The 25,214-nt window shown below is 30.3% G+C and carries 16 protein-coding genes and 1 riboswitch; of the genes, 8 read left to right on the top strand and 8 right to left on the bottom strand.

Features of this window, described 5'->3' with window-relative positions:
• Positions 1 to 26 precede the first annotated feature (26 nt).
• Positions 27 to 3,674, bottom strand: coding sequence for a beta-L-arabinofuranosidase domain-containing protein (locus tag EG57_RS25490; protein ID WP_052037936.1), 3,648 nt, complete (start codon positions 3,672 to 3,674; stop codon positions 27 to 29).
• Positions 3,675 to 4,015: 341 nt separating this feature from the next.
• Here EG57_RS25490 and rd point away from each other — a divergent pair, with 341 nt between their 5' ends.
• Both rd and EG57_RS0214910 read left to right on the top strand, forming a co-directional pair.
• Positions 4,016 to 4,177: a rubredoxin gene (gene rd, locus EG57_RS25895; protein WP_084572246.1), complete on the top strand. Its 162-nt coding sequence runs from the start codon at positions 4,016 to 4,018 to the stop codon at positions 4,175 to 4,177.
• Positions 4,178 to 4,237: 60 nt separating this feature from the next.
• Positions 4,238 to 4,336: riboswitch (glycine riboswitch) on the top strand.
• A gap of 324 nt (positions 4,337 to 4,660) precedes the next feature.
• Positions 4,661 to 5,998, top strand: coding sequence for an APC family permease (locus EG57_RS0214910; protein WP_032077984.1), 1,338 nt, complete (start codon positions 4,661 to 4,663; stop codon positions 5,996 to 5,998).
• A 71-nt stretch (positions 5,999 to 6,069) separates the two neighbouring features.
• Here the strand turns inward: EG57_RS0214910 and EG57_RS0214905 are convergent, their stop codons facing one another.
• Positions 6,070 to 8,658, bottom strand: coding sequence for a 3'-5' exonuclease (locus tag EG57_RS0214905; RefSeq protein WP_032077983.1), 2,589 nt, complete (start codon positions 8,656 to 8,658; stop codon positions 6,070 to 6,072).
• A gap of 212 nt (positions 8,659 to 8,870) precedes the next feature.
• Here EG57_RS0214905 and EG57_RS0214900 point away from each other — a divergent pair, with 212 nt between their 5' ends.
• Positions 8,871 to 10,382, top strand: coding sequence for a transglutaminase domain-containing protein (locus tag EG57_RS0214900; protein ID WP_032077982.1), 1,512 nt, complete (start codon positions 8,871 to 8,873; stop codon positions 10,380 to 10,382).
• A gap of 84 nt (positions 10,383 to 10,466) precedes the next feature.
• On the opposite strand, the gene EG57_RS25485 is transcribed toward EG57_RS0214900, so the two are convergent.
• Entirely contained in the window at positions 10,467 to 11,510 is a 1,044-nt protein-coding gene (locus tag EG57_RS25485; protein WP_052037935.1) for a leucine-rich repeat domain-containing protein, read from the bottom strand.
• Positions 11,511 to 11,829: 319 nt separating this feature from the next.
• Positions 11,830 to 13,116, bottom strand: a complete 1,287-nt coding sequence (locus EG57_RS0214890) for a PucR family transcriptional regulator (RefSeq protein WP_032077981.1) — start codon at positions 13,114 to 13,116, stop codon at positions 11,830 to 11,832.
• Positions 13,117 to 13,325: 209 nt separating this feature from the next.
• Here EG57_RS0214890 and EG57_RS0214885 point away from each other — a divergent pair, with 209 nt between their 5' ends.
• The 3 genes from EG57_RS0214885 (at position 13,326) to EG57_RS0214875 (ending at position 16,958) form a co-directional block, all read left to right on the top strand.
• The gene (locus EG57_RS0214885; protein WP_032077980.1) at positions 13,326 to 14,450 is read left to right on the top strand and encodes a uroporphyrinogen decarboxylase family protein; all 1,125 of its coding nucleotides are present in this window, start codon (positions 13,326 to 13,328) and stop codon (positions 14,448 to 14,450) included.
• Between the two features lie 39 nt (positions 14,451 to 14,489).
• A complete protein-coding gene (locus EG57_RS0214880; RefSeq protein ID WP_052037933.1) occupies positions 14,490 to 15,665 on the top strand; it encodes an MFS transporter in 1,176 nt (391 codons plus the stop codon).
• Between the two features lie 177 nt (positions 15,666 to 15,842).
• Positions 15,843 to 16,958 (top strand): uroporphyrinogen decarboxylase family protein, encoded by a 1,116-nt coding sequence (locus EG57_RS0214875; RefSeq protein WP_032077979.1) that lies wholly within the window; start codon positions 15,843 to 15,845, stop codon positions 16,956 to 16,958.
• A 69-nt stretch (positions 16,959 to 17,027) separates the two neighbouring features.
• On the opposite strand, the gene EG57_RS0214870 is transcribed toward EG57_RS0214875, so the two are convergent.
• The 4 genes from EG57_RS0214870 to EG57_RS25195 form a co-directional block, all read right to left on the bottom strand.
• Positions 17,028 to 17,453, bottom strand: a complete 426-nt coding sequence (locus tag EG57_RS0214870) for an EamA family transporter (protein WP_032077978.1) — start codon at positions 17,451 to 17,453, stop codon at positions 17,028 to 17,030.
• A 169-nt stretch (positions 17,454 to 17,622) separates the two neighbouring features.
• A complete protein-coding gene (locus EG57_RS0214865) occupies positions 17,623 to 18,792 on the bottom strand; it encodes a class I SAM-dependent methyltransferase (RefSeq protein ID WP_032077977.1) in 1,170 nt (389 codons plus the stop codon).
• Positions 18,793 to 18,848: 56 nt separating this feature from the next.
• Complete coding sequence (locus EG57_RS0214860) at positions 18,849 to 20,063, bottom strand: LL-diaminopimelate aminotransferase (protein ID WP_032077976.1); 1,215 nt, start codon at positions 20,061 to 20,063, stop codon at positions 18,849 to 18,851.
• A gap of 246 nt (positions 20,064 to 20,309) precedes the next feature.
• Positions 20,310 to 21,575 carry a leucine-rich repeat domain-containing protein gene (locus tag EG57_RS25195; protein ID WP_052037931.1) on the bottom strand — a complete coding sequence of 422 codons (1,266 nt, stop codon included), beginning with the start codon at positions 21,573 to 21,575 and terminating at the stop codon, positions 20,310 to 20,312.
• 857 nt (positions 21,576 to 22,432) lie between these two features.
• Between EG57_RS25195 and EG57_RS0214850 the strand changes: the two genes are divergently transcribed.
• Together EG57_RS0214850 and EG57_RS0214845 are read left to right on the top strand one after the other, a co-directional pair.
• Positions 22,433 to 23,635 carry an MFS transporter gene (locus tag EG57_RS0214850; protein WP_032077975.1) on the top strand — a complete coding sequence of 401 codons (1,203 nt, stop codon included), beginning with the start codon at positions 22,433 to 22,435 and terminating at the stop codon, positions 23,633 to 23,635.
• A 242-nt stretch (positions 23,636 to 23,877) separates the two neighbouring features.
• Positions 23,878 to 25,080: an MFS transporter gene (locus EG57_RS0214845; RefSeq protein ID WP_032077974.1), complete on the top strand. Its 1,203-nt coding sequence runs from the start codon at positions 23,878 to 23,880 to the stop codon at positions 25,078 to 25,080.
• Positions 25,081 to 25,214 lie beyond the last annotated feature (134 nt).

Below are 25,214 nucleotides of genomic sequence, written 5' to 3'. Positions count from 1 at the left end.
CTTTTTAAGGATATCAACTAATCCTCCTACTTATTTACTATGAAATAAGCATGATAAGCACAATCAGAAGCTTTATACTCTGGCACTAAAGTTATACCATTAGTAGTAAAAGTTAAAGGATCATCAGTAGGTGCAATGGACTTGGAAATATCTGTAGAATCTAAATTAAGCTTTATCCAATCAGTACTATCGCTCTTACCTACCATTACCAATGGTCCATACATAATACTAGCTTTAGTAGGATCATCAGGAGTTCTCTCTAATCTAAAACTAAATGGCATTGAAATATCAATCTTATCACCTTTAGCCCAACCTCTACTTAAATTTATATAACTACCTGGAGCTGCAGCAATTTTTTGCTGGACACCATTTATTTTTACAGTGTATCCCTTTTGTACCCAGTAAGGCACACGAAGTTTAATGTCCAATTGTCCTTCACCATCAACAGTGATAGTTGTACCTTGATTAGTTAAATAATCTCCTGTTTGAGTAATCTTAAAGCCTTTTTCTTGAAAATCTAATGTTGAAGGTATATATAAATTAACATAAAGGGTAGATTTATCTTCTGATTTAAAATAAATAGAATCTCCATACTTAACATGATTTTCCATACCTGTTCCATGGCAGCAAGAAAATCCATCCATATCATATCCTCTTTGTTCACCAGGTCCTAATGGAGTAAAATAACAAGAACCACCAGTTCCAGGATTTGGGTCCTGGCTTCCTAAAATGTTGTTATAAAGAGCTCTTTCATAGTAATCCATATATTTTGCATCTGTATTATGCAAAAATAAATTTCTAGTTAGCTTAAGCATATTATAAGTAGCACAAGTTTCCGCATCTTTATCATCAATAAATTCAGCTATTTTATCTGCATCCTTAAACATTTCTCCTTCTCCAGTACCGCCAATACTATAAATATGATGTCCAGTAACCATATTCCAGAAATTGCTGGCTATATTATAGTAATTAGGATCTTTATTTTCATCAAATATCTGTAAAGCTCCTATAATTTGAGGAATGTGTTGATTAGCATGCATTCCACCTAAAGTATCCTTATTATTGGCCATAGGTATAAATAATTTTGGGTTATCAAAATATTTAGCTGTAGTCAAATATTTTTCATCGCCAGTTATGGCATATAACTTTGCCATTACCTCATTCATTCCACCAAATTCTCCTGCAATATACATGCCCCACATTTTTTGAAGCTGATCTTTAGGTAATTTACTCAATCTTCCATAAACCCAATCTCCCATTTTTTTAGCAATTTCTAAAGCTTGAGCATTTCCTCCAAATTGATAACAATCAACTAACCCTGTCATAATTTTGTGCAAAGTATAATAAGGTGCCCAGATTGTTGGATATGTTGTGTACTGTTCTAATTTTATAAATTGATCTTCAGAATATCCACTTAAAAATCCTGGACTGTACTTAACAGACATAGCATCTTGACATTTTTTAAGTTCATCAATCATATAATCAATTTTGTTTTTAAATTTAACGTCTCCAGAACTAGCATAGGCTAAAGCTAAAGCAGATAGATAATGACCTGTTGAATGACCACGTAAATTACAATCTGGTGCATCCCATCCTGTTAAGGGCTGTGCTCCTTTAAGGTCAAGCCCTGCTGCACTGCGGAAATTGTAGAGCATTTGATCATCATTAACTGATAGCAAATAGGTATAATCTTTATCTCTATGATCAGTAAATATACTTGATTGCAAAGTTACCTTACCTAGATCAAAATCTTTAGCTGCTAAGCTTGAAACAATGGTAGAATCTGTTGTAAGCTCACTTACTCTTGATAAAGGCTGCATATTGCTGTCATTCAAATTAGTTCCCCCCCATACAAACACTTTTGCTTTATAACCATTTACATCCTCTGGCAATTTAAACCCTACATCCAAATCTTCCGAGCCTCCAGGTTTTATCTCCTTTGAAATATAGGATATATTTTTCATAGTGTCGTCTTTATCAAATAGCCCCACAATTACTAACACTTGTGTACTATTAACATCAGCATTAGTAGCTTTTACACTTGCTGTTAACATTTTACCAGCCTGTAGCTTGTCCATATTAAATTTAGTTTTAACAGTAAATGGACTTACTCTTACATTTGCAACAGCTTTTATAGTTGTTCCTTCTACAGTTCCTTCTACTTTAAAGCTTCCTGCCGCAGCATATTTGGATGCGTCTACATTCTCCCAGGTAACATTTGCTAAACCTACAGATTTATCATCCTTTGTAACTGTAACCACAGTTGGAAGCTCTGGTGCTGTTCCTAAAGAAGTTTCCAAATCAATGTCAGGAATACTTATAATCTTTGATTCTTTTGTCTTCTGAACCACAGTAGCATCAAATTCTCTAGTATCCTTTACTGAACCTTTACTTATAGTGGCTATTAATACAACGTTTACATTACCGCTGCCAGCCTCTGGTCTTGTAACTTTTCCATCATTGGTTATAACACTTGTATTCTTTGATTCCCAAGTGATTGTTGAACCATTGGCACCTGCTATTGGTAATTTTAAATCTGAATCTATGGTAAATATATTTCCTATATAAATAGCTTCTTTATCTTTCTTTACACATTCTTCATCTGACAAACCTGCTTTAACAATAACATTAAATTCCCTAGTATCACTTTCACTTCCCCTAGTTATAGTTGCTGTAAGCTTTACTTTAACATCTGGCTGTCCTGATAATGGAGGTGTTACCTTACCTGTATTACTAATAACATTTTCATTGTCCGATTTCCATGAAATATTAGACCCTGAAGGACCAGTTGTTGGTAGCACCAAATCCGATACAGCAGTATCACCAATATTAATACTAGCTTTATCTCCTTCTACAATATCCTTATCTGATAATTGAAGCATTCCAGCAATTTCGGTACCACTAAGAGCCCTGTTATAAATACAAAAATCATCAACTTGTCCATGAAAATTTGGATCTCCATATTGACTTTTGCCAATATAATTTTTAGTTGTAACTCCTAACTTGGAAGGATTTAATGTCATGTTAGTATTTTCTCCAACCTTTTTACCATTTTCATACAAGGTACCTGTATTACCTGAAACTACAAGAGCTACATGTACCCATTTTCCACTTTCTAGCTCTGTACCCTTTTGGATTTTTTCTTCCTTGCTTGACCCTCCAGTTGTTATACAAAATGCAAGGCCCTTTGCTCCAGCATTTCCTCCTGAAGAAGTTAGAAACATATTTGTAGTTGTATCATTGCCAAAATCAAATATTCTTTGATATCCTTGAGAACTCTCCATATATACCCAAGCTGTTATAGTAAAATCCGTAAGTCCCTTTACTATTCCATCTGGTAACTGAACATACCCATCATTTCCATTTAATTCTACTGAATTTCCATTTTTCCCTGGAATTAATTTAGATCCACCTACTAAAGTTGCATCGTTGCCATTTCCAGAAGCATCTAAAATCTTGTTTTCATTTGCATTATCAAAGTTATATTTTGCCACAACACTTGCAGTATCTTCTTTTATTGATGTATTCAATGTTTTATCTTTGTTTTTTCCTACATCTTGTCCCAATGATATATTGGTATCATTTGCTGCTGATACTTTTTCTAAAGGAACTCCCTGTAATGTACTCATGCACATTGTAAAGCATATAAGTACCGAAATGCTTTTCTTATTCATAAAAATCCCCCTTATAATTTAAAATTTACTTTTTATCAAACATAAAAGTTGTTTCTTCTGAGAGTTAAGCCATATTATTTGTAAAAATAGATCACTTAATTTATCTGCAGATAGAAAACTTATAGCTCTTCTCATTTTACACTTTTTTCCAACCAAAGTATTTGTAATTTTAAGCAATTTTTTATATTTTCCAATTTTTTCTAAAACTTCTGCAGCATTAAATATTAATTAAGTCTCCACCTAAGTAAAATAGCTTTGCAATAAATTATGAAATTTATTGTATTATTTTGCCCAATTGTGAAACACTGTTAATATTACAAATCAAACAAGGAGGTATTTTTATGCAAAAATATGTATGTGTTGTATGTGGATATATTTATGATCCTGAACAAGGTGATCCTGATAATGGCGTAGTTCCAGGAACATCTTTTGAAGATATTCCTGAAGATTGGGTATGTCCATTATGTGGTGTAGGTAAAGATCAATTTGAAATTTCTGAATAAAAATATTGCAAGTCATTTCAATTGATGATATAATTACGATAATTTAATACGATTATACGGATGATTGTATCGTGAGATAACATTTGTTAACCGAAGAAGCAATGCTATAGTTACACAGCTATATCAGAAACTTTCAGGTACCAGGAGCGATATAGGACGAAACTCTGAAGATACTGTTTTAAACAGAACCCATGGTGTAAGATACTCACTTATCGAAGCTCTCAGGTAAAGATACAGAGGACATGTGTGGCAGGTGTAGTCTGCTCTCATGTCCTTTTTTATTGTTAAAAATCATTAATGCTGCATGAATACACATTGCAAAACTAGCGTAAACTAAGCAATGAAATGAAACAAGTTATCCAAATTATTTTACTTTGAATATTATTATAAGCTCCATCCTAAATTCAAGGTAAAAATAATGTTAATATTTTATGGTGATAAGAGATTATCACAATTCAAAAATTCTAAGGAGGAAATTTAAAGGTGAACAAAAGTGAATTAAAAAAAGAAATCGGTCTTGTTCCTGCTCTTGCAATCGTTATCGGTATGGTTATCGGTTCAGGTGTATTCTTTAAACCTACAGCTGTATTTACATCAACAAGAGCACCTGGATTGGGTATGATGGCCTGGATTTTAGGAGGAATCATATCTATAGCAGGTGGTCTTACAGCTGCAGAAATATCTGCAGCAATACCTAGAACAGGTGGAATGATAGCATATCTGGAGGAAACTTATGGAGATGTCTGGGGATACCTTTTAGGTTGGGCTCAAACAGTTATATATTTTCCAGCTAATATAGCTGCACTTGCAATAATATTTGCAACTCAAGTTGTATCATTATTAGGTTTAAATGATTCAATGTTAAAAACAATAGCAATTATAGTTATAATCTTTTTAGTATGCATGAATTCATTGGGATCAAAAACAGGAGGAGCTATTCAAACTGTAGCTACAGTTTGTAAGCTAATACCATTATTCGCAATTATAATAGTGGGACTTATGAGCAATAGTAATGGTGCAGTAAGGTTATTACCAATGACAGCTGCTAATCATCCAATAGCTACAAGTCTTGGTTCGGCATTGGTAGCTACAATGTTTGCTTATGAAGGCTGGATAAATGTTGGAGCTATATCAGGAGAAATGAAAAATCCTGGTAAAGATTTACCAAGAGCTATTGTAGGTGGATTATCATTAGTTATGGCAGTATATGTAATAATAAATGTAGCTTATTTATTCGTATTACCAGCATCTACTCTTGCTGCTACAAAAACGCCCGCTGCTGATGTTGCAAAAATAATTTTTGGTCAGTCAGGTGGAAAAATTATAACTATAGGTATATTAGTGTCCATATTTGGAGCATTAAATGGATACATATTAACAGGAGCCAGAATACCATATGCAATGGCAATAGAAAATAAATTGCCCGGAAGCAACTGGCTTGCAAAATTGCATCCAAAATATAAATCACCTATAAATAGTAGTATATTAGTAGCTATCATATCAATAATACTTGTATTTTCAGGAAAGTTTGACCAATTAACAGACTTATTGGTATTTGTAATATGGATATTCTATGTTATGACATTCTGTGCAGTAATTACTCTTAGAAAAAAGCAACCAGATTTACATAGACCATATAGAGTTCCACTATATCCTATAATTCCAGCTATAGCCATTTTAGGTGGAGCATATATAATATTAAACACTTTATTTACTCAACCTATGAATGCTGGAATAGGTATACTATTTACTATAATAGGTTACCCTATATATTTATCTAGAAAGAATAAGTTTAAGAAATCAGATGACAACATTGCATAATTCAATTTGAGCAATATAAAAATAACGCGAGGCTTTGCTTCGCATTATTTTTATTATATTAAATTAAAATTTTATACTATATTTATATAACTTGATGGTATAAAATCTATAAACTCACTTTTTCTTGTTCTTTTATACCTTCCATCAGTGTTGCAGGTAATGTAAAGATGTTTTTTAGCTCTTGTCATGGCCACATAAAAAGTTCTTTTTTCTTCTTCCAGATTATTTGATTTTATTGACATATATGATGGAAATGTATTCTGCTGTGCACCAGAAATAAATACAGTTTCATACTCTAATCCTTTTGCCTGATGAACTGTTATTATTGGTATTCTAGGCTTTTTGGTTCTATTAATAACGAGTGATTCCAACTCACCATTTGAAAGAGAAGTTATTCTAATAATATCTAATAAGGAATCCCTGCTGTTTTTATTCTTATTGTCAATTTCTCTTAAAAGCACATAAAAATCCCTAAGTCTTTCAATCTTTTCTCTACCTTCATCTCCAGTGTATAAAGTTTTTAAACTAAAGCCGTTTACAATTTTATTTACAATATCATGAGGTCTACTTCCTTCTGCTTCTTCAAAAAGATTATTTAATTTAGAAGCTACATTGTTAAACGCTTTTAAATGTTTTGACATATAAGATATTCTCTCCATTGAAGTAGGTATAATATCATCCTTAATGGCTCTTACAAGAATATCCTTTGTAGCTTGTATATCATCCATTGCATCATGACTTGGTTTATTTTCAGTTTCAAATATATTACTTAATGTTTCAAGCTTATGATTACGTAAATTTGGATGAAATCTTCTGTAAATATCTAATGTATCATAAAAAGCTTTAAATTTAGGCTTACCCAATCCAGCTCTTTGAAGTTCGCTAGTCAATATATTAATATCATATTGAACATTGTGTCCAACTATCACTGAGTCCTCTGAGAACCTTACAAATTCTTTTAAAACAGTATTTTTATCTTCTCCATTCTTCTTTAAAAATTCATCGCTAAAACCATGAACATGTTCTGAATTCTTAACTGATTTATTGTTCTTAAGAAATCTTTCAAATTTCTCTGTTACTTGTCCATTTTTATTTACCTTAATAGCTGCAATTTGAATAATCTCATCTTCAGTTACATCAACTCCTGTACTCTCCACATCAAATACTATAATATTATCCTTCTGAAATTCATCTATAAGTAATAAATATTTATCACCATATTTGAACACATTATCATCTATAAAATCTGATAAGGATATACCTAACTTTTTGTATTTTTCTGATTCAATGGCTTCAAAGGTTTTATCTCCTACCCCTGTTGGTAGTCGCTTCACTATTCTCTTTAAACTAATAGAATCATATCTGTTTGCAATGAGCTTTAAAAAAGCTATTACATCCTTTATTTCTTGTCTTCTAAAAAATTTAAATTGATCCACTAAAATAAATTCAAAATTTACAGCTTCAGGTTTCATAATACTCTTTAATTGTTCACTTAAATTTATATTATATCTATTATCTCTTGTGAGTACGCATATATTATCTGCATTTCCATTTTTCTTTTCTAAATTTATTACTTCATCATATATAAATCTTGCCTCTTCTCTTAAATTATCTGCTATCTTTAATGAAATTTTATCTCCATCATCCTTTGATTCACTCTCAATACCTTCTTTATATATATCCCTCATATCTATTGGAAAGGCATTCTCAAGATATTTTAACGAAGCTTCTGTTAAATTTTTTGTAGCTCTATAATTAGTATTAAATATAATTTCCTTTGGAGCATAATTTTCTTTAAAGCTTTTAAATATCCTATTAGGCTCAGAACCTCTCCAACCATAAATTGTCTGAAATTTATCTCCACATAATAGAACGTTGTTTTCCTTGAACAACTTTTCTATTATGGAATACTCCAGCATACTTGTATCTTGTACTTCATCTATATTTATGTACTTGTATCTATTTATATATGAATTAATTACCTCTGTATTATTAAACAATTCCTTAGCCTTAATTATTAAATCTGCAAAATCAAGACCATGATTATAATAAAGTAAAGAGTTATAAGAATTAACAAAAATACTTCCTTTATCCCTTAAAATTTCTTTTAATTCATAATTTAAATTACCTTTTTCATTACATATTTGATTTATTTTATCTTCATTTGTTTTAAAAATCATTCTAACAGCACTACTACAATCTTCTACAGTATCATTACTATAAATATTATTTTTAGCAATGGTCAATTTTACAGTATCAATAAACTTCTGTAATGTTGAAACTGAAAAATCAAAATAATTACAGTATTTTATAAGCTCCTTACAATCTTCTTCATCAAAAATTGTAAAATCAGTAAAAACATCCGTTCCCTTTTTAGCTTCCTGTTTAATTACATCAAAACAAAAGCTGTGGAATGTTTTTACTGTAATGTCCTTTGCTGAAGCGCCTACTATGCCTTCGATTCTTTCTCTCATTTCCTTACAAGCTTTATTAGTAAAAGTAATACACAATATTTCTGAAGGATCAGCCTTACCCTTGTCAATTATATTTGCAACTCTTTTGGACAAAGTCTCTGTTTTTCCAGTACCTGCTGATGCAAGTAATATGACGTTTCTTTCAAGCTCATTTATCAACATCTCCTGCTGCTCATTCATACTCATAGCTTTATCCCCTCCAATCTCTTTACAAATACTATGTTACTATTTATTTGCTGTTTTTTCTACATATCCTGTCTAATATTATAATTTACTTCACTTCCACCGAATTCTCGTATCACATAATTTTACATCTATATATAATTTATCAATTAAAGTAACTTATATGATATAATTAATTATATTTAATTTACTTGATATCAAAAGGAGTGTCATTATTGAAAATAAATACTAAATTACCATACAGTATCCTAGTTATATTTTTTATTATCTTTTTGCCTACTTTTGTACAAGCATCTGAGGCCAAAAACATAATTGAACATTATAGTTATAGTACTGAAGTGAATGACTTAAATAAAAAAACTTTTAAGATTCATAACAAACAACATATAAACAAAACTTTAATTTCATATGATAATAACAATTGTAATACTATAGAACAATTAGAAGAATTGGCTAAAGACAATATACTTAATAAAAATACAAATTTTTCAATACATTATACAGGAAATCTTTCAGATTTATCAGGTTCACAAAAATTACCAAATAAAATAATGGATTATGTTATTGCATATGATAATTATGCAGGATATTGTGTTACTAACTGTATTACAACTTATTCTGGCTATGACAAGAATATAGATATAAAATTTGATGTAACGTATTTATTAACACATGATGAAGAAATTTGGGTAGATAATAAGGTGGATTCTATAATTCAAAATATAATAAGAGATTCTATGACCCAGGATCAAAAAGAGAAAGCTATACATGATTACATAGTTGCAAATGTTGCTTATGATGAAACTGCTAAAAAAAATAGTCCTTATAATGCTTTACATGATGGAATAACAATGTGTGGGGGATATACGCTTCTAGCATGTAAAATGTTAAATAAAGTAAATATAAAAAATTTACTTGTTTTAGGTAAAGTAGATGGAAGCAGCATTAATAATCATATCTGGAATTTAGTAAATATAAATGAAAAATGGTATCATTTAGATTGTACATGGGATGACCCAGTACCAGATATTCCCAATCATGTATGTTACAATTATTACAACTTAACAGACGATGAATTAGCAAAAGATCATAATTGGGAAATGTCAAAGTATCCATTTGCTGAAACAAAATACAATTTAAACATTATCAATATTCCTGTTAAAGCTGTACAATTAGATAAACATCACATAACCTTAAAAATAGGAGAAACTACTTCACTAGCTGCTAACGTATTGCCAGTTGATGCCTCTAATAATTCTATAAAGTGGAAATTTAATGCAGAAGGAATAATTTATTTTGATGGAAAAACTATGAAAGGCGTAAAATCTGGTACAGTTTATATAAATGCAGTATCTGATGATGGAAGTTTTGAAGATACTTGTGTTGTAACAGTAACTAATGAAATTGCAGACCCAATAGATATTAATGATTCAACACAATTACAAGAAAAAACTGATGTAGATAACGATAAATCATGGAAAATAAGGTTTAATAAAAATATATCTACTACTGCATTAAACAAAGATAATGTATATATATTAGATGAATTTAATAATAAAGTAGATGTTAATTTAAGGTTTGATGTAAGTAAAGATACTTTAATAGTTGAACCTTTAAAAAATTATACTTCAGGAAAAACTTATTATCTTGTTATAAATAAAAAAATTTCTTCTGATTCAGGGAAAAAAATGAATAAAACTATTGTAATGAAATTTTCAATTAGATAATCCATAACAAGAACATCCTTAGATTTGTATAAGTTAAATCTAAGGATGTTCTTGTTATACTTATCTTTATATTTTTCCTATAAATTATTTACCAATTCCCCCCCATTCTACAACAGTAAATCCATTACGTTTAAACTCTTTTATTTCAGGCTTTTTAATTTCTAAATTCTGGTTATCTTTAATAGGTACAAAATAAAAGTAAGCTCTTAAAATAGAGTCCGGTTCTTTAGATAAATTTAACTTTATTGCCTCATTTATTTCCTTAGGATCAAGGTAATAAACTGCATATTTACTGGTTTTCCAGTTCAATTCTTTTGACCAGTACTCAATAAAATCTGATTTTTCCTTGTAATTTAAACCTATTGAAGTCAATATACTATTCATTTCTTCATTAAAGTTGCCTTTATTTACAATCCATCCCTTATCCAAAGTAAATTTGTAATTAATTGAAGCTTCATAAAATAAGAAATCATAAGCATTGTCAATCTTTCCATTTGGATCAACTGTTACCTTCCATCCTCCATTGTATTCTGGAATTGATTTAGTTATCCTACCCTGAGGAATAACTTGTACTGACAATTCTTCTGTTTTTTCTGGATACAAATATATATTAGGCTTTTTAACTCTAATCTCATTAATTTCGCACCTAGGTAAAGCATTTTTTAAAGCCTGTATATCATCATTACTTATTGGATTATCAAGCAAGATAAGCTCTCGTAAGTTAGTTAAATTTTTAAATACACTTACATTACTTATTTTATTGTTACCTAAGCCAAGCATTTGTAAATTAGTTAACTCCTTTAATGCACTTATATCACTAATCTTATTGTGACTTAAATCAAGTGTTTTTAAATTAGTTAATTTACTTAATTGATCTATATTACTGATTTGATTATTGTATAAATTAAGATTATTTAAATTAGTTAACTCTTTTAATGAATTTGCTGCACCACTTATATCACTTATCTGATTGATTCCTAAATCAAGTGTTTGTCTGTGCTTCTTCAGAATATTTATTTTGTTTTTTACAAAATGTTTTATGATCACATTTTCATTCATTGCCTTATGATAATACGTTGCAATATCATCAAGCTTTGGTTTTTGTTTAATGTAATTATGTACGTACACTTGGAAGCTACTAGTTTGAATTTTAACTTTTATGCAGTGATATATGATAAGTGGTTCATCACATAAGCTAAATTGTTTTAGTATTATTCTTAGCTCGAAGTTTTTGAAAGTCTTAGAACTTTAGTCCTGTCTGAGGGAACCGAGTTTGACAAAGTTCTTAGACTTTCAAAAACTTCGAGCTTTAGAATAATTAAAACATTTAGCCGTGATGAACCACTTATCATATATCACGGAATAAAAGTTAAAATTCAAACTTCCACTGCACCATTAAATCGCAACATTTTTATATTATTATATTTTTTAAGTAAATACCCTATTGCTATAGTTTGTTTATTTCCATCATAAACTCATCTTTATTCATAAGTTCAAAAATATGAAGAGATAAATACAAATGATGTATGATATTTGCATTATCAAGCTTTATTTTCATAATCTTTTCTATCTTATTAATTCGATAGCACATTGTTGCACGGTGAATATGCAAAATATTTGCAGATGCCGATTGATTTTCATTATTGTTTAAATAGACATACAGACTTTTAGTTAGACATGTATTATTTTTATGATCATATTTAATTAATGAATATAATTCAGGATGACAAAATTTTTCCAAGTTTTCATAAACATAATGACTATTCAGCAAATCATATATTACATAATCTTCATATAAATAAAATCCTTCATTAATATCAATTCTCATTCCAAGTTCAATTGCTTTTAATGATTGATTAAAGTAATATTGCAAGTTGGTAAAATCCTTTATACATTGACTTATACCAACATACAAATTATTTTTTTGAAGAAATTTTCTCATAGTGTCATACTGATTTTCAAAAATATCAACTTTTGTATGTGTATTAACAAGCAATACAATATAATTATTATATACTAGTGATTTATTTTCTGTAATAATTCCCGAAATTTTATGTCTCAAATATGTTAGTGGTAACTTTTTTTGAGAATATTGTTTTTCTTCAAAGGTAAGTATATAAATACCTGAATCAATATCCAAATTCAAAGCTCTTACTTTATCCATAATCAGTTCGTTATCTCTAATGGAGTTTTCCAAAAGATCCTTAAAAAAGCCTTCATAAACAGTGCCTTTAGTGTACTTATAAAATTTATCATTCCTCATTACGGTTTCAATTACCTGGCACAACAATGTCACAAGCTCAATATCTTCATTCTTAAAAGGTCTTTCTGCATCAGTTGCTACTATATATCCTATATCAATATTGTCAATTACAACTTTTGTCATAATCATATTGTTATCATCCATGCCTCTTAACATAATAGGAGAACTGCTTCTATCAATCTTTTCGGATATTTTTTTAAACTTTGTGGTAATCATTGCCTTATTAGAAAAATACCCCTTTTTAATATGATCATCCCAATAAATACCAACAGACTTGTCATAATTAGAATTAGCTATTATCTTACTGCTTGTATCATTAAATACAACAGGATTTCCAATAAGTTTAGATCCAATACTTATTATATGTTGTATGCCTTTATCATGTATTACTGCTTCCAATAATTCTTCCTTATATTTATACAATTGTAAATTTTCAGAATTAAAAGAAGGCTCTCCAATGCCCCTATTCACAAAGAATCACCTCACACACAAGTAAAGTATATTACAAATTGTAATGTTTTGTAAACTCATTTTTTAACATGTGCAAGATGTTTTGTAAACTCTAAAGGATTTATAATTATATTATAGAAGTAATTTCATATCAAATAATTCTTAGCTTTAAGTAAAATTTGCTTATTAGAATAAACAATATATATATAAGTTAAGGGGGTATTAATTATATGAAAACTGGTCAGGATCTATATAATGAACATTTTGAAAGACTAAAGAAGGCAATATCAATGAAGAAAACAGACAGAGTGCCTATAAACTTAAATGCAGATGCATTTTGTGTTAAGGCAGCTGGTGGAAAATTGTCCGACCTTGTGACAGATATGGAATATGGAAATGATCTTTTACTTCAAGGTATGAAATCCTTTGGCGATATTGATTGTACTCTAGGGTATGGATGTTTTCCTCAGACTAAAGGAGCTTTTTTTCTTTCAAATATAAAGCTGCCTGGGCGTGAACTATCTGATGATATGCTTTGGCAAATTGATGAAGTTGGATTCATGACAGAAAACGATTACGATACCATAATCAATAAAGGTTGGAATAATTTTTACATGGATTTCTGTAAAAACAGATTGGGAGATCCTTTAAGTATAATGAGTAGTATCATAGAACTAACTCCAAAGATAGCTCAAAAATATAAAGATGCTGGTATTGTAGCTATAATAGGCAATGCTATGGCTGGTGCACCTTATGAAACCTTGATTGCCGGCCGTTCAATAAGAAAATTCGTTAAAGATTTAAGAAAAATACCAGATAAGTTAAAGGCAGTTATGGATGTTATGGCTGAGGAAGGTTATGAAAGCTTAAGAAATGCAATACATGCAGACAGACCTCTAGCAGTATTTTCGGGTGGAGCACGTATGGCTGGTGACTTTATTTCAGAAAAGACTTTTGAAGAATTTGTATGGCCCTATTATAAAAAGAGTATAGAAATTGCAGTTGAAGAAGGTGCCTATGTTTATTTACATTCAGATTTATGCTGGGATAGATTTATAAATTACTTACTTGAGCTTCCAAAAGGAAAATGTATTTTTCACCCTGACAGCACAACAGATATTTTCAAAGCTGGAGAAATGCTTAAAGGACATATGTGTATAATGGGAGATGTTTCACCCTCACTTTTAACTTTAGCTACACCAGATGAAGTATATGATTACAGCAAGAAACTAATTGACAAATTTGCATCACAAGGCTTTATTATGGCTGCAGGATGCTGTATACCACCAAATGCAAAAGTAGAAAATGTAAAGGCAATGATTGCCGCAGCTTTAGAATCATCAAGTGATTCTTAGTTTCAGATTTAATAAATACTAAAATAAAGAGGTGAAATAATGGAAATTACAAAAAGCAAGAAAGCATTTTGGATACTATCAATATTATCTATTGCATTTTTAGTAATGGCAACTGGTGCTACCTCTCCTGCTCTTGCAAGTATAGCTGAAGCTTACCCCAATATACCTTTTAGTATAATCGTACTTATTGCCACCATACCAGTTTTGCTTCTAGTACCATTTTCATTAATATCAGGAAAACTAGCTGGTACAATTGTAAGCTTCAAAAATCTAACTATTATTGGAGTAACTCTATTTTTAATAGGTGGGGTTGGCCCTTATTTTTTTAACGACTTCATCTTAATTCTCATAATGAGGGGTATTTTTGGAGCTGGTCTTGGAATGATATCCCCTCTTGGAAACGCCCTTATATTAAATCTTTTTGAATCTAAGGAAGCAGAAAATCTTATGGGTATGGGAGTTGTTGTTGGAAATATTGGCGGAATAGCATTTCAGCTCCTTGGTGGTATATTTTGTGCAATTAACTGGCGATTTACTTTCCTAACATACCTTTTAGGTGCAGTACCACTAATTGTAGTTATATTATTTTTCCCTAAGCTTCCTTTAACTTCAAAGACTAATAATACGAGAGCTAAAATGCCAACCATTGCATATATTTGGTCAACTATATATGGAATTTTAATGCTTCTACTATATCCAATGCTTACAGGGATGTCATCCTTAGTACTTTCAAATCATTATGGAACCTCAGCTGGAGCTGGAGTTGCGCTTACTATGTTCACTATTGGTGGAATGATAGCAGGAACTGTCTTTGGTACTGCCTTCCGTAAGCTTGACAGATTTACAATTCCTGTTGGTGTTATATTAACAACTATAGGATTTATATTCTTTGCATATGGAACTAATTTAACCTTTTTTATAATAGGAGCAACTATAGTTGGTATAGGCTTTAATCTTGCTGGTACAACTATTATGATGCGTGTAGGAAGATCTGTTCCATCAGAACAAACTGCTTTTGCAATGTCCATAGTCATGGCATTTATGAGTCTAGGAGGCTTTATTTCAGGCTTTGTATTTGCATTTATTGAAAAAGCCTTTAACATCACATCTTTGAGATTTCCATTTATGCTATCACTTGTATGTTTTGCTGCTTATGTAGTTATTGACTTAATAATAAGTTTAAAATCTTCAAAATCACAAAATCTATCGTCTTAAAGACAATATCAAGTGATTCTTAGATTCAGATGGAGTTTGCTTATGAGGAATGCCTTTCTCCATCTGAGTCTTAGAAGAACTTATTCAGGGGCGTGTCAGCCGTTATCTCCCACCTTAAGAGGATGGGAGTGTTACGGATGGTAGCCATCGAATAAAAATATGGGGGGATATATTAATATGAAAACAGGAAAAGAATTATATGATGAGCATCTTAACAGACTTAAAACTGTAATAGACATGAAAAAAGCAGATAGAGTACCAATTATATTTAATGCAGATGCTTTTTGCACCAAAGTTGGTGGAGGAAAGCTATCTGATCTTGTTACTGATGTAGTATATGGCAATCTGGAACTATTAAAAGGTATGCAGGCAATTGGAGACATTGACTGTATAGAAATACCAGGGACCTATCCTCCATCAATGGGTGCATTTTTTCTTTCTAAAATTAAAGTACCTGGAAGAGAACTGCCTGATAACATGATCTGGCAAATTGATGAGAAATCCTATATGACTGTAGACGACTATGATATTATAATTAACAAAGGTTGGAATCACTTTTTCTTAGATTATGCCAAAAAACATATACCTGAAGGTCTTGAAGAAGTAGCCTATTTCGATAAATTTACTAAACAAATAGAACAAAATTTTGTTGACGCAGGAATTGTACCATTATGCAATGGCCGTGTAATGTCCGGCTCACCATTTGGTGCTTTGTGCCCTGCTCGTGGAATATCCAAATTTCTTATGGACTTGCATAGGATTCCTAATAAGGTTCAAGCAGCTATGGATGTTATGGCAGAAGAAAGTGAAAAAGCATTAAGGGAACAAATTCGCTCTGCAAAGCCCTTTGCTGTATTTATAGGAGGCGCAAGAGAAGCAGGTGATTTTCTATCCTTAAAAGCATTTGAAAGATTTTCATGGCAATACACAAAAAGACTTATAGACATAATTGTAGAAGAAGGTTCTATTGCTTATCTTCATTTAGACATGTGCTGGGACAGATTTATAGATTATCTTCTTGATTTGCCTAAAGGAAAATGTATATTCTCACCAGATAGTACAACTGATATTTTCGAAGCAGGTGAAGTATTAAAAGGACATATGTGCTTCATGGGCGATGTTTCTCCTTCTCTTTTGACTTTAGGTACTCCAGATGAAGTGTACGTATATTCTAGAAGATTGATTGACGAATTCGCACCCCAGGGACTTATTATGTCATCAGGCTGCAGTATACCAGCAAATGCTAAAGTCGAAAATGTGAAGGCAATGGTAGCAGCTGCTCTTGAAGGCTAATCTGTCTAAATTAAAAAATCCGACATTATTTTCATAGTGTCGGATTGGTATTTATTTATCATTTTTCAACTATTTAGTTACTAACAAAAGACCAATCATACATAAAACCATTCCAAAAATTTGATGCAATGAAATATTCTCTTTATATATAACAACACCAACAATCAATAAAACACAGGCTAAGCTGATATTTGCTACAAGTGAACCTGTACTAACATTCCAACCAACTCTGTAAATGTAAATATACCCAAATTCAAGTCCCACAATTGAAAAACCCAAAACCACAGCAGTCCAATTTGCTTTTTGAATTTCAGCAATTACATTTTTGTTCTCACTTGTAATAAAAAATAACATTATAGATAATAAAGCTGCAGTACAATATGTTATAGAAAGTGATGCTAAAGGATGTACCTGAACAGGTACCAATTTCGCACTGATGTTATATAGGGTATTTGCTATTACAACAATAATAATAGGCCAAAATAAATTAATCATATATACCTCCTTGTAAAAAAAATACCACAAACAAAAAACCTTTGTTTGCGGTAGGTGTCCACCCGAACTATTTAACATTTTAATTCAACATAGCATATTTTTTTTAACTTGTCAAATTTATCATATTATAATTGTACTGTGAATGATTCTATATATTTAAAATCAAATACTATATTTCAAGTAAGTTATCTTTCATCAATAATTTAAACAGTGTTGGATCAAAATTAAACTGTTTAATTAAATTTTTCACTTCATCCAAAGCCTTAGATCTCTTCTCCTCAGACACATTTCCTTTTACTGCTCTAATGAGTATATTTTTAGGTGAATGAGCTATGTCTATAAACTCCAAAAGCTGAGTTTTATATCCCACACATTCCAATAAATTAGCTCTAACAGCATCGGTCATAAGTGCTGCAACTCTTTCCTGTACTATGCCGTACCTTGTGAGTATAGATAATGTTTCTGCTTTCATTTGACTGTTGAGCTCATGCTGACAACAAGGAACAGAGAAAATCATTTTGGTATTCCACTTTATAGCATTATACAAAGCATAATCCGTTGCTGTATCACAAGCATGTAATGTGATTACCATATCAACCTTATTATTATACTTGAATCCATTTATATCTCCAATTTCAAAGTGTAAATTTTCATAGTTATATTTTTTAGCTATTTCATTACACTTTTTAATGACATCCTCTTTAAGATCCAATCCTATAATATTTACATTTATTTTTTTAATTTCAACAAAATAATAATATAGTATAAAGGTTAAATAGGATTTCCCACATCCAAAATCCAATATAGTAAGTTCTTTAAAATCACTTTTCTTAATTTCATCATCAATAATTTCTATAAATCTGTTTATTTGCTTATATTTATCATATTTTGAATTAACAATTTTACCTTCCTTTGTGAAGATTCCTAAATCAATAAAAGGTTCTATAAGCATACCCTCTTTTAAAATATAATTTTTCTCTTTGTTATGACTTTTATTTAATGCTTTTGTCTTTTCTTCTTTCTTTTTACCTAAAAATACTTTACCCTTCTTGGATATTTTCAAATCAAAGGTATGCATGCTGGACCAGGCAGAAAGCTGTCTATAATTATCTTGCACACACTCTGTCAATTTTTCTTCTAACATATCCATATCAATGTTTTCGTGAAAAACCTGCTTATCAGTAAACTTTTCTATTTGATAATATTGTTTTCCCTTGTTTTCTTTTAAGGCAAAAGTTATTTTATTATATTTAACATCTTTATTGATTTTATTACTTATAACTACCTTTATAAGCTCTTCTTCTGTTATTTCATTAATCACTTTTTTTAAATCATTCATATCTTTCACTCACTTTTTTATCTATTTTTGTTTCTCAACTTTAATCTTTAGTATTTCTAGAGTTTCTTAATTCTCTCAATTGATTCTAATGTATTTTCATAAGTTCCAAAGGCTGTAAGTCTAAAGTATCCTTCTCCCACTGGTCCAAAGCCGCTTCCTGGTGTACCTACAATATTTGCTTTTTCTAATAAGTAATAAAAGAACTCCCATGAAGTCATATTATTTGGTGTCTTTAACCATATATATGGTGCATTTACACCTCCATACACAGAATAACCTGCTTTTCTTAATCCTTCCAGCATTACTTTCGCATTGTTCTTATAATAATCAATCTGCTTTTTTATCTGTCGCCTTCCAGTTTCAGTATAAACAGCTTCTCCTGCCCTTTGAACTATATATGGTGTACCATTGTATTTAGTTCCATAATGTCTAGCCCAAAGCGGATTTAAAGAAACCTCTGAGCATTTAAGTTCCTTTGGGACAATTGTATATCCAAGCCTCAATCCTGTAAATCCAGAACTCTTTGAAAAACTCTTAAGCTCAATAGCACATTTTTTTGCACCTTCGCACTCATAAATTGTATGAGCTGCATTATCTTCTGAAATATATGCTTCATAGGCAGCATCATATATAATAACTGCTTTTACTTTATTTGCATAGTCAACCCAAACTTGAAGCTTATCCTTTGTAATTGTTGTTCCTGTTGGATTGTTAGGAAAACAAAGATATATTATATCTGGTATCTCCTTTGGAATATCTGGCACAAAATTATTGTCTGGAGTACATGGCATATATATGACATTGCTCCACATTTGAGTAGCCTTATCATATGTTCCTGCTCTTCCAGCCATTACATTCGAATCAACATATACAGGGTATACAGGATCACAAACAGCAACTTTATTATCTATACTAAATAGTTCTTGAATATTACCTGCATCACTGTTTATTCCATCATTTATAAATACCTCATCTATTGAAATATCAACCCCACGAGATTCATAGTCACCATTTATAATTACACTTCTCAAAAATTCATAACCTAAATCTGGTGCATATCCTTTAAAAGTATCTCTATGTCCCATTTCATCAACTGACTTATGCAACGTGTCTATAATAACTGGTGCTAGTGGTTGAGTTACATCACCAATTCCCAAAGAAATAACCTTTTTATCAGGGTTATTCTCCTTAAATTTAGCTACTTTTTTTCCTATAGATGAAAATAAATATCTTCCTTGCAGCTTCAAATAATTATCATTTACTTTACACATAATATTCCTCCTTATTGTCTTCTTCCTCTTTATATAAAGAAATGACTTAAAGGTATATTGTCTATAGGATTATTATACTCAGCCAACCTATACTTTGGCACTTCATTTCTATATGTGAAGCTGCTATTTTTTCCATATATTTAAATTATTATTATTCTATTTTCTATATAAAGTTTACCTAAAGCCATGAAAAATGGCAAGCCAGAAATTAACACTACTATAATTGGTCATATAAACAAAACTTTATTAATTAACTAACCTTATATCACATTTAGGTAAATACTTCCTTAACTTCTCTTTATATACTTCATTTGTAGGAGTATCCTTTAACCATAAAGTTGATAAATTAGTTAACCCTTCTAAAGGACTAATATCAGATATTGTATTACTACCTAAATTAAGGTCTTTTAAATTAGTTAATCCCTTTAATGGACTGATATCACTTATATTATTATCGTCTAAAACAAGAAAATTTAGATTAGTTAACCCCTTTAACGAACTGATATCAGTTATTTTATTGCTACCTAAACTAAGAGAATTTAGATTAGATAACTTTTCTAATGGACTAATATCACTTATATTATTATTATCTAAATTAAGAGAATTTAGATTAGTTAGCTCCTTTAATGAAGTTATATCAGTTATATTATTGTAAACTAAATTAAGTTCTTGTAAATTAGATAACTCTTTTAATAGAGTTATATCATGTATCTTGTTGTTTCCTAAGTCAATATATTTCAAGTTAGTCAATCCTTCTAAGGACGGTATATCAGCTATTTGATTACCATATAACTCAAGAAATTCTAAATTTGTTAGTCCTCTTAACGAGCTTATGTCGGTTATATTATCATCATATAACATAAGCTCTTTAAGATTAGTTAATCCTTTCAACGGAGATATATCTTCAATTTGACAATAGGTTAGAGTAAGAGACTTTAAATTGACTAAATCTTCTATCCCATTAATATACTTTATGGTACTATCACTCTTTATTCCGCAATTCTGCTCCATTAGTTCTGTTAAATTTTCCACATCACTTTTATTAAGAGTTTGCCAATCTGGTTTGTTCACTTTAATTTTATATCTTATAAGTCTCTCAAAAACACTATCTTTAAAAACTATAGGTTTTTCTGAAGTCTCTTTAATTTTAAAATTAAAAGTTTTCCCTTCTTTGATTTGTTTGTTTTTCTCTGAATATACTTGTTTAGTTATCACTAAAGTATATTCTTCTCCCAAATTATAACCTTTTTCAGGTGGAATAACTAAAACTAAATCCCCCCAAGACCCCTCTTGTAATCTAACATTTACTAAATTATTATTTTTATCTTTAACCTGAATACTTTCTTTAGTCAATTTATTAAAATTTATCGGTTGATTAAATCTAATTGCCCAAACTTTATAGGCATCTACTATGGGTTCATTATCATTTGATGCATATGCTTTAGAAGTGAAAAGTAAAAATAAACATGTACAAAAAACGCAAATTATATAGTTATACTTGTTTCTTGACAATATGAACTCCCCCTTCATTATAAGTTTTATGAATAATTAGTATCTAATTCAATATTATGGCATACCATACGTACTGTCAACATATGGTATTATTTGCATGCAACAATACTATATTATTTAATTTACAAAAGCACTCATATATTTGAATTTATTGATTTATTCACGTAGTAAGCACATTGCGACGCAAAAGTGCAGTGGAAGTTTGGATTTTAACTTCAAGTATACGCACATAATTAAATTGTCATAAGTAATTTTAGTAAGCCAAATTATATTTATAATCATAACTTACAACGCCTAAATATTAAGGCATAGCCTGCTGAAATATCTTAAAAGAAACTTATTATTTAGATTGTTAAAAAACATAACATAAAAAATATACAAGTATTTCAAATATAGTTAATAATCAACTAACTTGCTATTTTTGTAGGCTGCGCCATAGGATATTATTAAAATAGCTGAACTATACATAAACTAGTTACTAAGTATTATAAATGCACGTAATGCACTAAGAAGTAACTTTCAACTGTATGCAGACTGATATATGCTGTGAAGGAAGATGCGAACGAATTTTAGAAGTTCTTTGCTTGAGATATTGAAAAATGGCGTAATTTTTGCCAGGACGGCAAAAGCTCCGAAAGCGACAGGACGTCGCATTTGAAGAGGTAGTCATTTTTCAATATCTCAAGCATTAGAACTTCTTAATGAAGTGAGTTTTCCTTCACAGCATATATCAGCCGGAATACAGTTGAAAGTTACTTCGCTTACGTGGGATTATGCTTATTTTGTACTTTATACCTCATTCTAGAATTTATGGTATAATATTTATAAAAATTAAGTCATATCGGAGAGTGATTTTTATGGAACAATCAGAAGGAGAAGAAAAACTATGGAATTTTTCATTTATTCTAATGTTAATGATAAATTCTCTTATCTTTATTGGTTTCACTATGATGACGCCAATATTACCTAAGTACGCAATTAGTTTAGGTGCAGCAATGTCCATAGCAGGTTTAGTTGCTGGTATCTTTGCAATTACTTCTATTACTATTCGTCCATTTGCCGGATTTGCAACTGACAAATTTAACAAAAAACATTTATTAATTGTTTCAACTATTTTTTTGGCAATTTCCTCATTAGGTTTAAAAATTTCATATAGCATATCTACTCTTTTTTTCTTTAGAATTATTCAAGGTATATCATTTTCAATAAGTGTTACAGTAATTAATGCTCTATCTACGTCATATATGCCCAAAAAAAGAATTGGTGAAGGAATAGGTTTTATGGGACTCGGATATATTTTAGCAACTGCAATAAGTCCCAATCTTGGACTGGAAATTTCAACACGATTTGGATTTAAATATGTATTTTATCTATCTTGTATTATTGTTATGATTGCAGTAGCTCTTATAACCATGATTCCATATAATCCACCAAATAAAAAAAATTTAAATATAAACAACTTTCAAATCAAAATTAATGATTTTTTTGCCAAAGAACTGGTTATCTTTGCCATTATTGCTTGTCTATTCACTTTTATGAATGGAGTTATAGGAAGCTTTTTAGCTTTGCTTGGTGATGAGAGACATATTTCAAACATTGGTTATTATTTTACAGTAAATGCAATTGTAATTCTTATTATCAGACCACTTTCAGGTAAACTTCTTGATAATAAAGGTTTATCAATTATAGCATTTCCTGCTTTTACTATGGCTATGGCAGCAGCACTATTATTAGCAGTTTCCACATCTCTTTGGATGATACTCACAGTGGCAATTCTCTATGGAATTGGACAAAGTTCACTTTCACCAGCACTACAAGCAACTTGTGTTAAAAGACTAGGGCCTAGTAGAGTAGGAGTTGCCACAAGTACTTATTTTATTGGTTATGATGCTGGCCAAGGACTAGGACCAATCATAGGAGGAACCATAGCAGGTAAATTTGGTTTAACTTCTGTTTTTTATATTTGTGGTGCATTATTATTCGCTGGAATAGTTATATATTATTTGTATACATCAAAAACAAAATATAAAATTGTTAATGAGAAACTAAATAATAACTAACTAAACTTTCGCACATGAGAAGCGAAAGAACGTGAGCTTCTTTCATTACTTTGTAAAAAATTAAGAACTTGTCTATACTTACCTTCTTAATTGACATCAGCTTTGATAAGGTATAGTATAAATGTTAGGAGTCTAACAATTAGGCTTCTAACATATTTTTCAACGTAAAAATAAAAATTGAAATTACATATTTTATATTAAAAAATCAACAACATTTTAAGTAATATCAGAGGTGAATCAAAATGAAAGAAATAGGATCAGATTTAGAAGCAGAAAAAAATATGAAACTATGGAATTTTAATTTTATTACTTTATTAGGAATTAATACTCTTACCTTCATGGCATTTTATCTTGTTTTTCCACTTTTAGCAAAGTACACTTCAAGTTTAGGTGCCTCTCTAAGCATGGCAGGAGTAATTGTAGGTTTATTTTCAATTACAGCATTATTTATTGGTCCATTTGGTGGAATATTGACAGATAGAACCAGCAAAAAATATGTAATGATAATTGGTACTTTTATAAATGGAATTACAACATTAGGTTATGGTCTATCGCCTAACATTGCATTTATAATTTTTTTCAGAATAATACATGGTGCTAGTTTCAGCATTACTAATGCAGCTAGTGTTGCTTGGGCAACTGATTTCATACCAAAAAACAAAATGGGAGAAGGTATAGGTTATCTTGGAATCAGTCAAATTATTGCAACTGCCTTTGGTCCTGAAATAGGAATAGAAGCTGCTAATCGATTTGGAATGTCCAAAACCTTTATAGTATCAGCAGCATTGATTATAACAGCATCATTATGCATGAACTTTTTACCAAACAAAAATCAGATATCTATAAATAATACAGTAGATAAAAAACATGTCGTTCATTTAAAAGATATTATTGCATTTGAAATATTGCCACTATCTTTAATTGGCGGTTTATTTTTTATGGGAAATGGTCTTGCCACTTCATTTTTAGTTTTACTTGGTGAAGAACGTAAGATAAATACAATTGGAATGTATTTCACAGTAAATGCATTATTTCTTATTTTTACAAGGCCAATATCTGGAAAACTATATGATAAAAAGGGACTTTCAACTGTTATGTATCCAGCATTATTGTTCAGCATAACAGAAGCACTGTTAATAGCTCATGCTAGTGCTCTTTGGATGATAATTTTAGCCGCTATTTTTAAAGCATTTGGCCAAGGAACTGCTCAACCTGCACTACAGGCAGAATGCTTTCATAAATTGGGAAGTCAAAAAAAGGGATTAGCTTCAAGCACTTTTTTCATTGGTGCTAACCTTGGTCAAGGTTTAGGTCCTTTGATAGGAGGCACTATTGCTTCTTCTTTAGGCTATGAATGGTTGTTTAATTTTAGTGCTTTATCATTACTATGTGGAATTTTTGCTTATGCAATATACAATAAAAGGACTCACTATTCATATTTCTAAAAAATATAAAAAGCATAAATGTAAATTATTTATAATAATATAGGTAAAGGACTATTTTTGAAGAATATCATTTTTTTATTATTCATCTAAATCTTTATACTTTAATTCTTGTCTATATATCAATAACAGCATTT

Origin of the sequence: Clostridium drakei, from assembly GCF_000633595.2 — a bacterium.
Classification (GTDB): domain Bacteria; phylum Bacillota; class Clostridia; order Clostridiales; family Clostridiaceae; genus Clostridium_AM; species Clostridium_AM drakei.
Note: the sequence above shows the minus strand (reverse complement) of the source record. Positions and strands in the feature narration are given on the sequence as shown.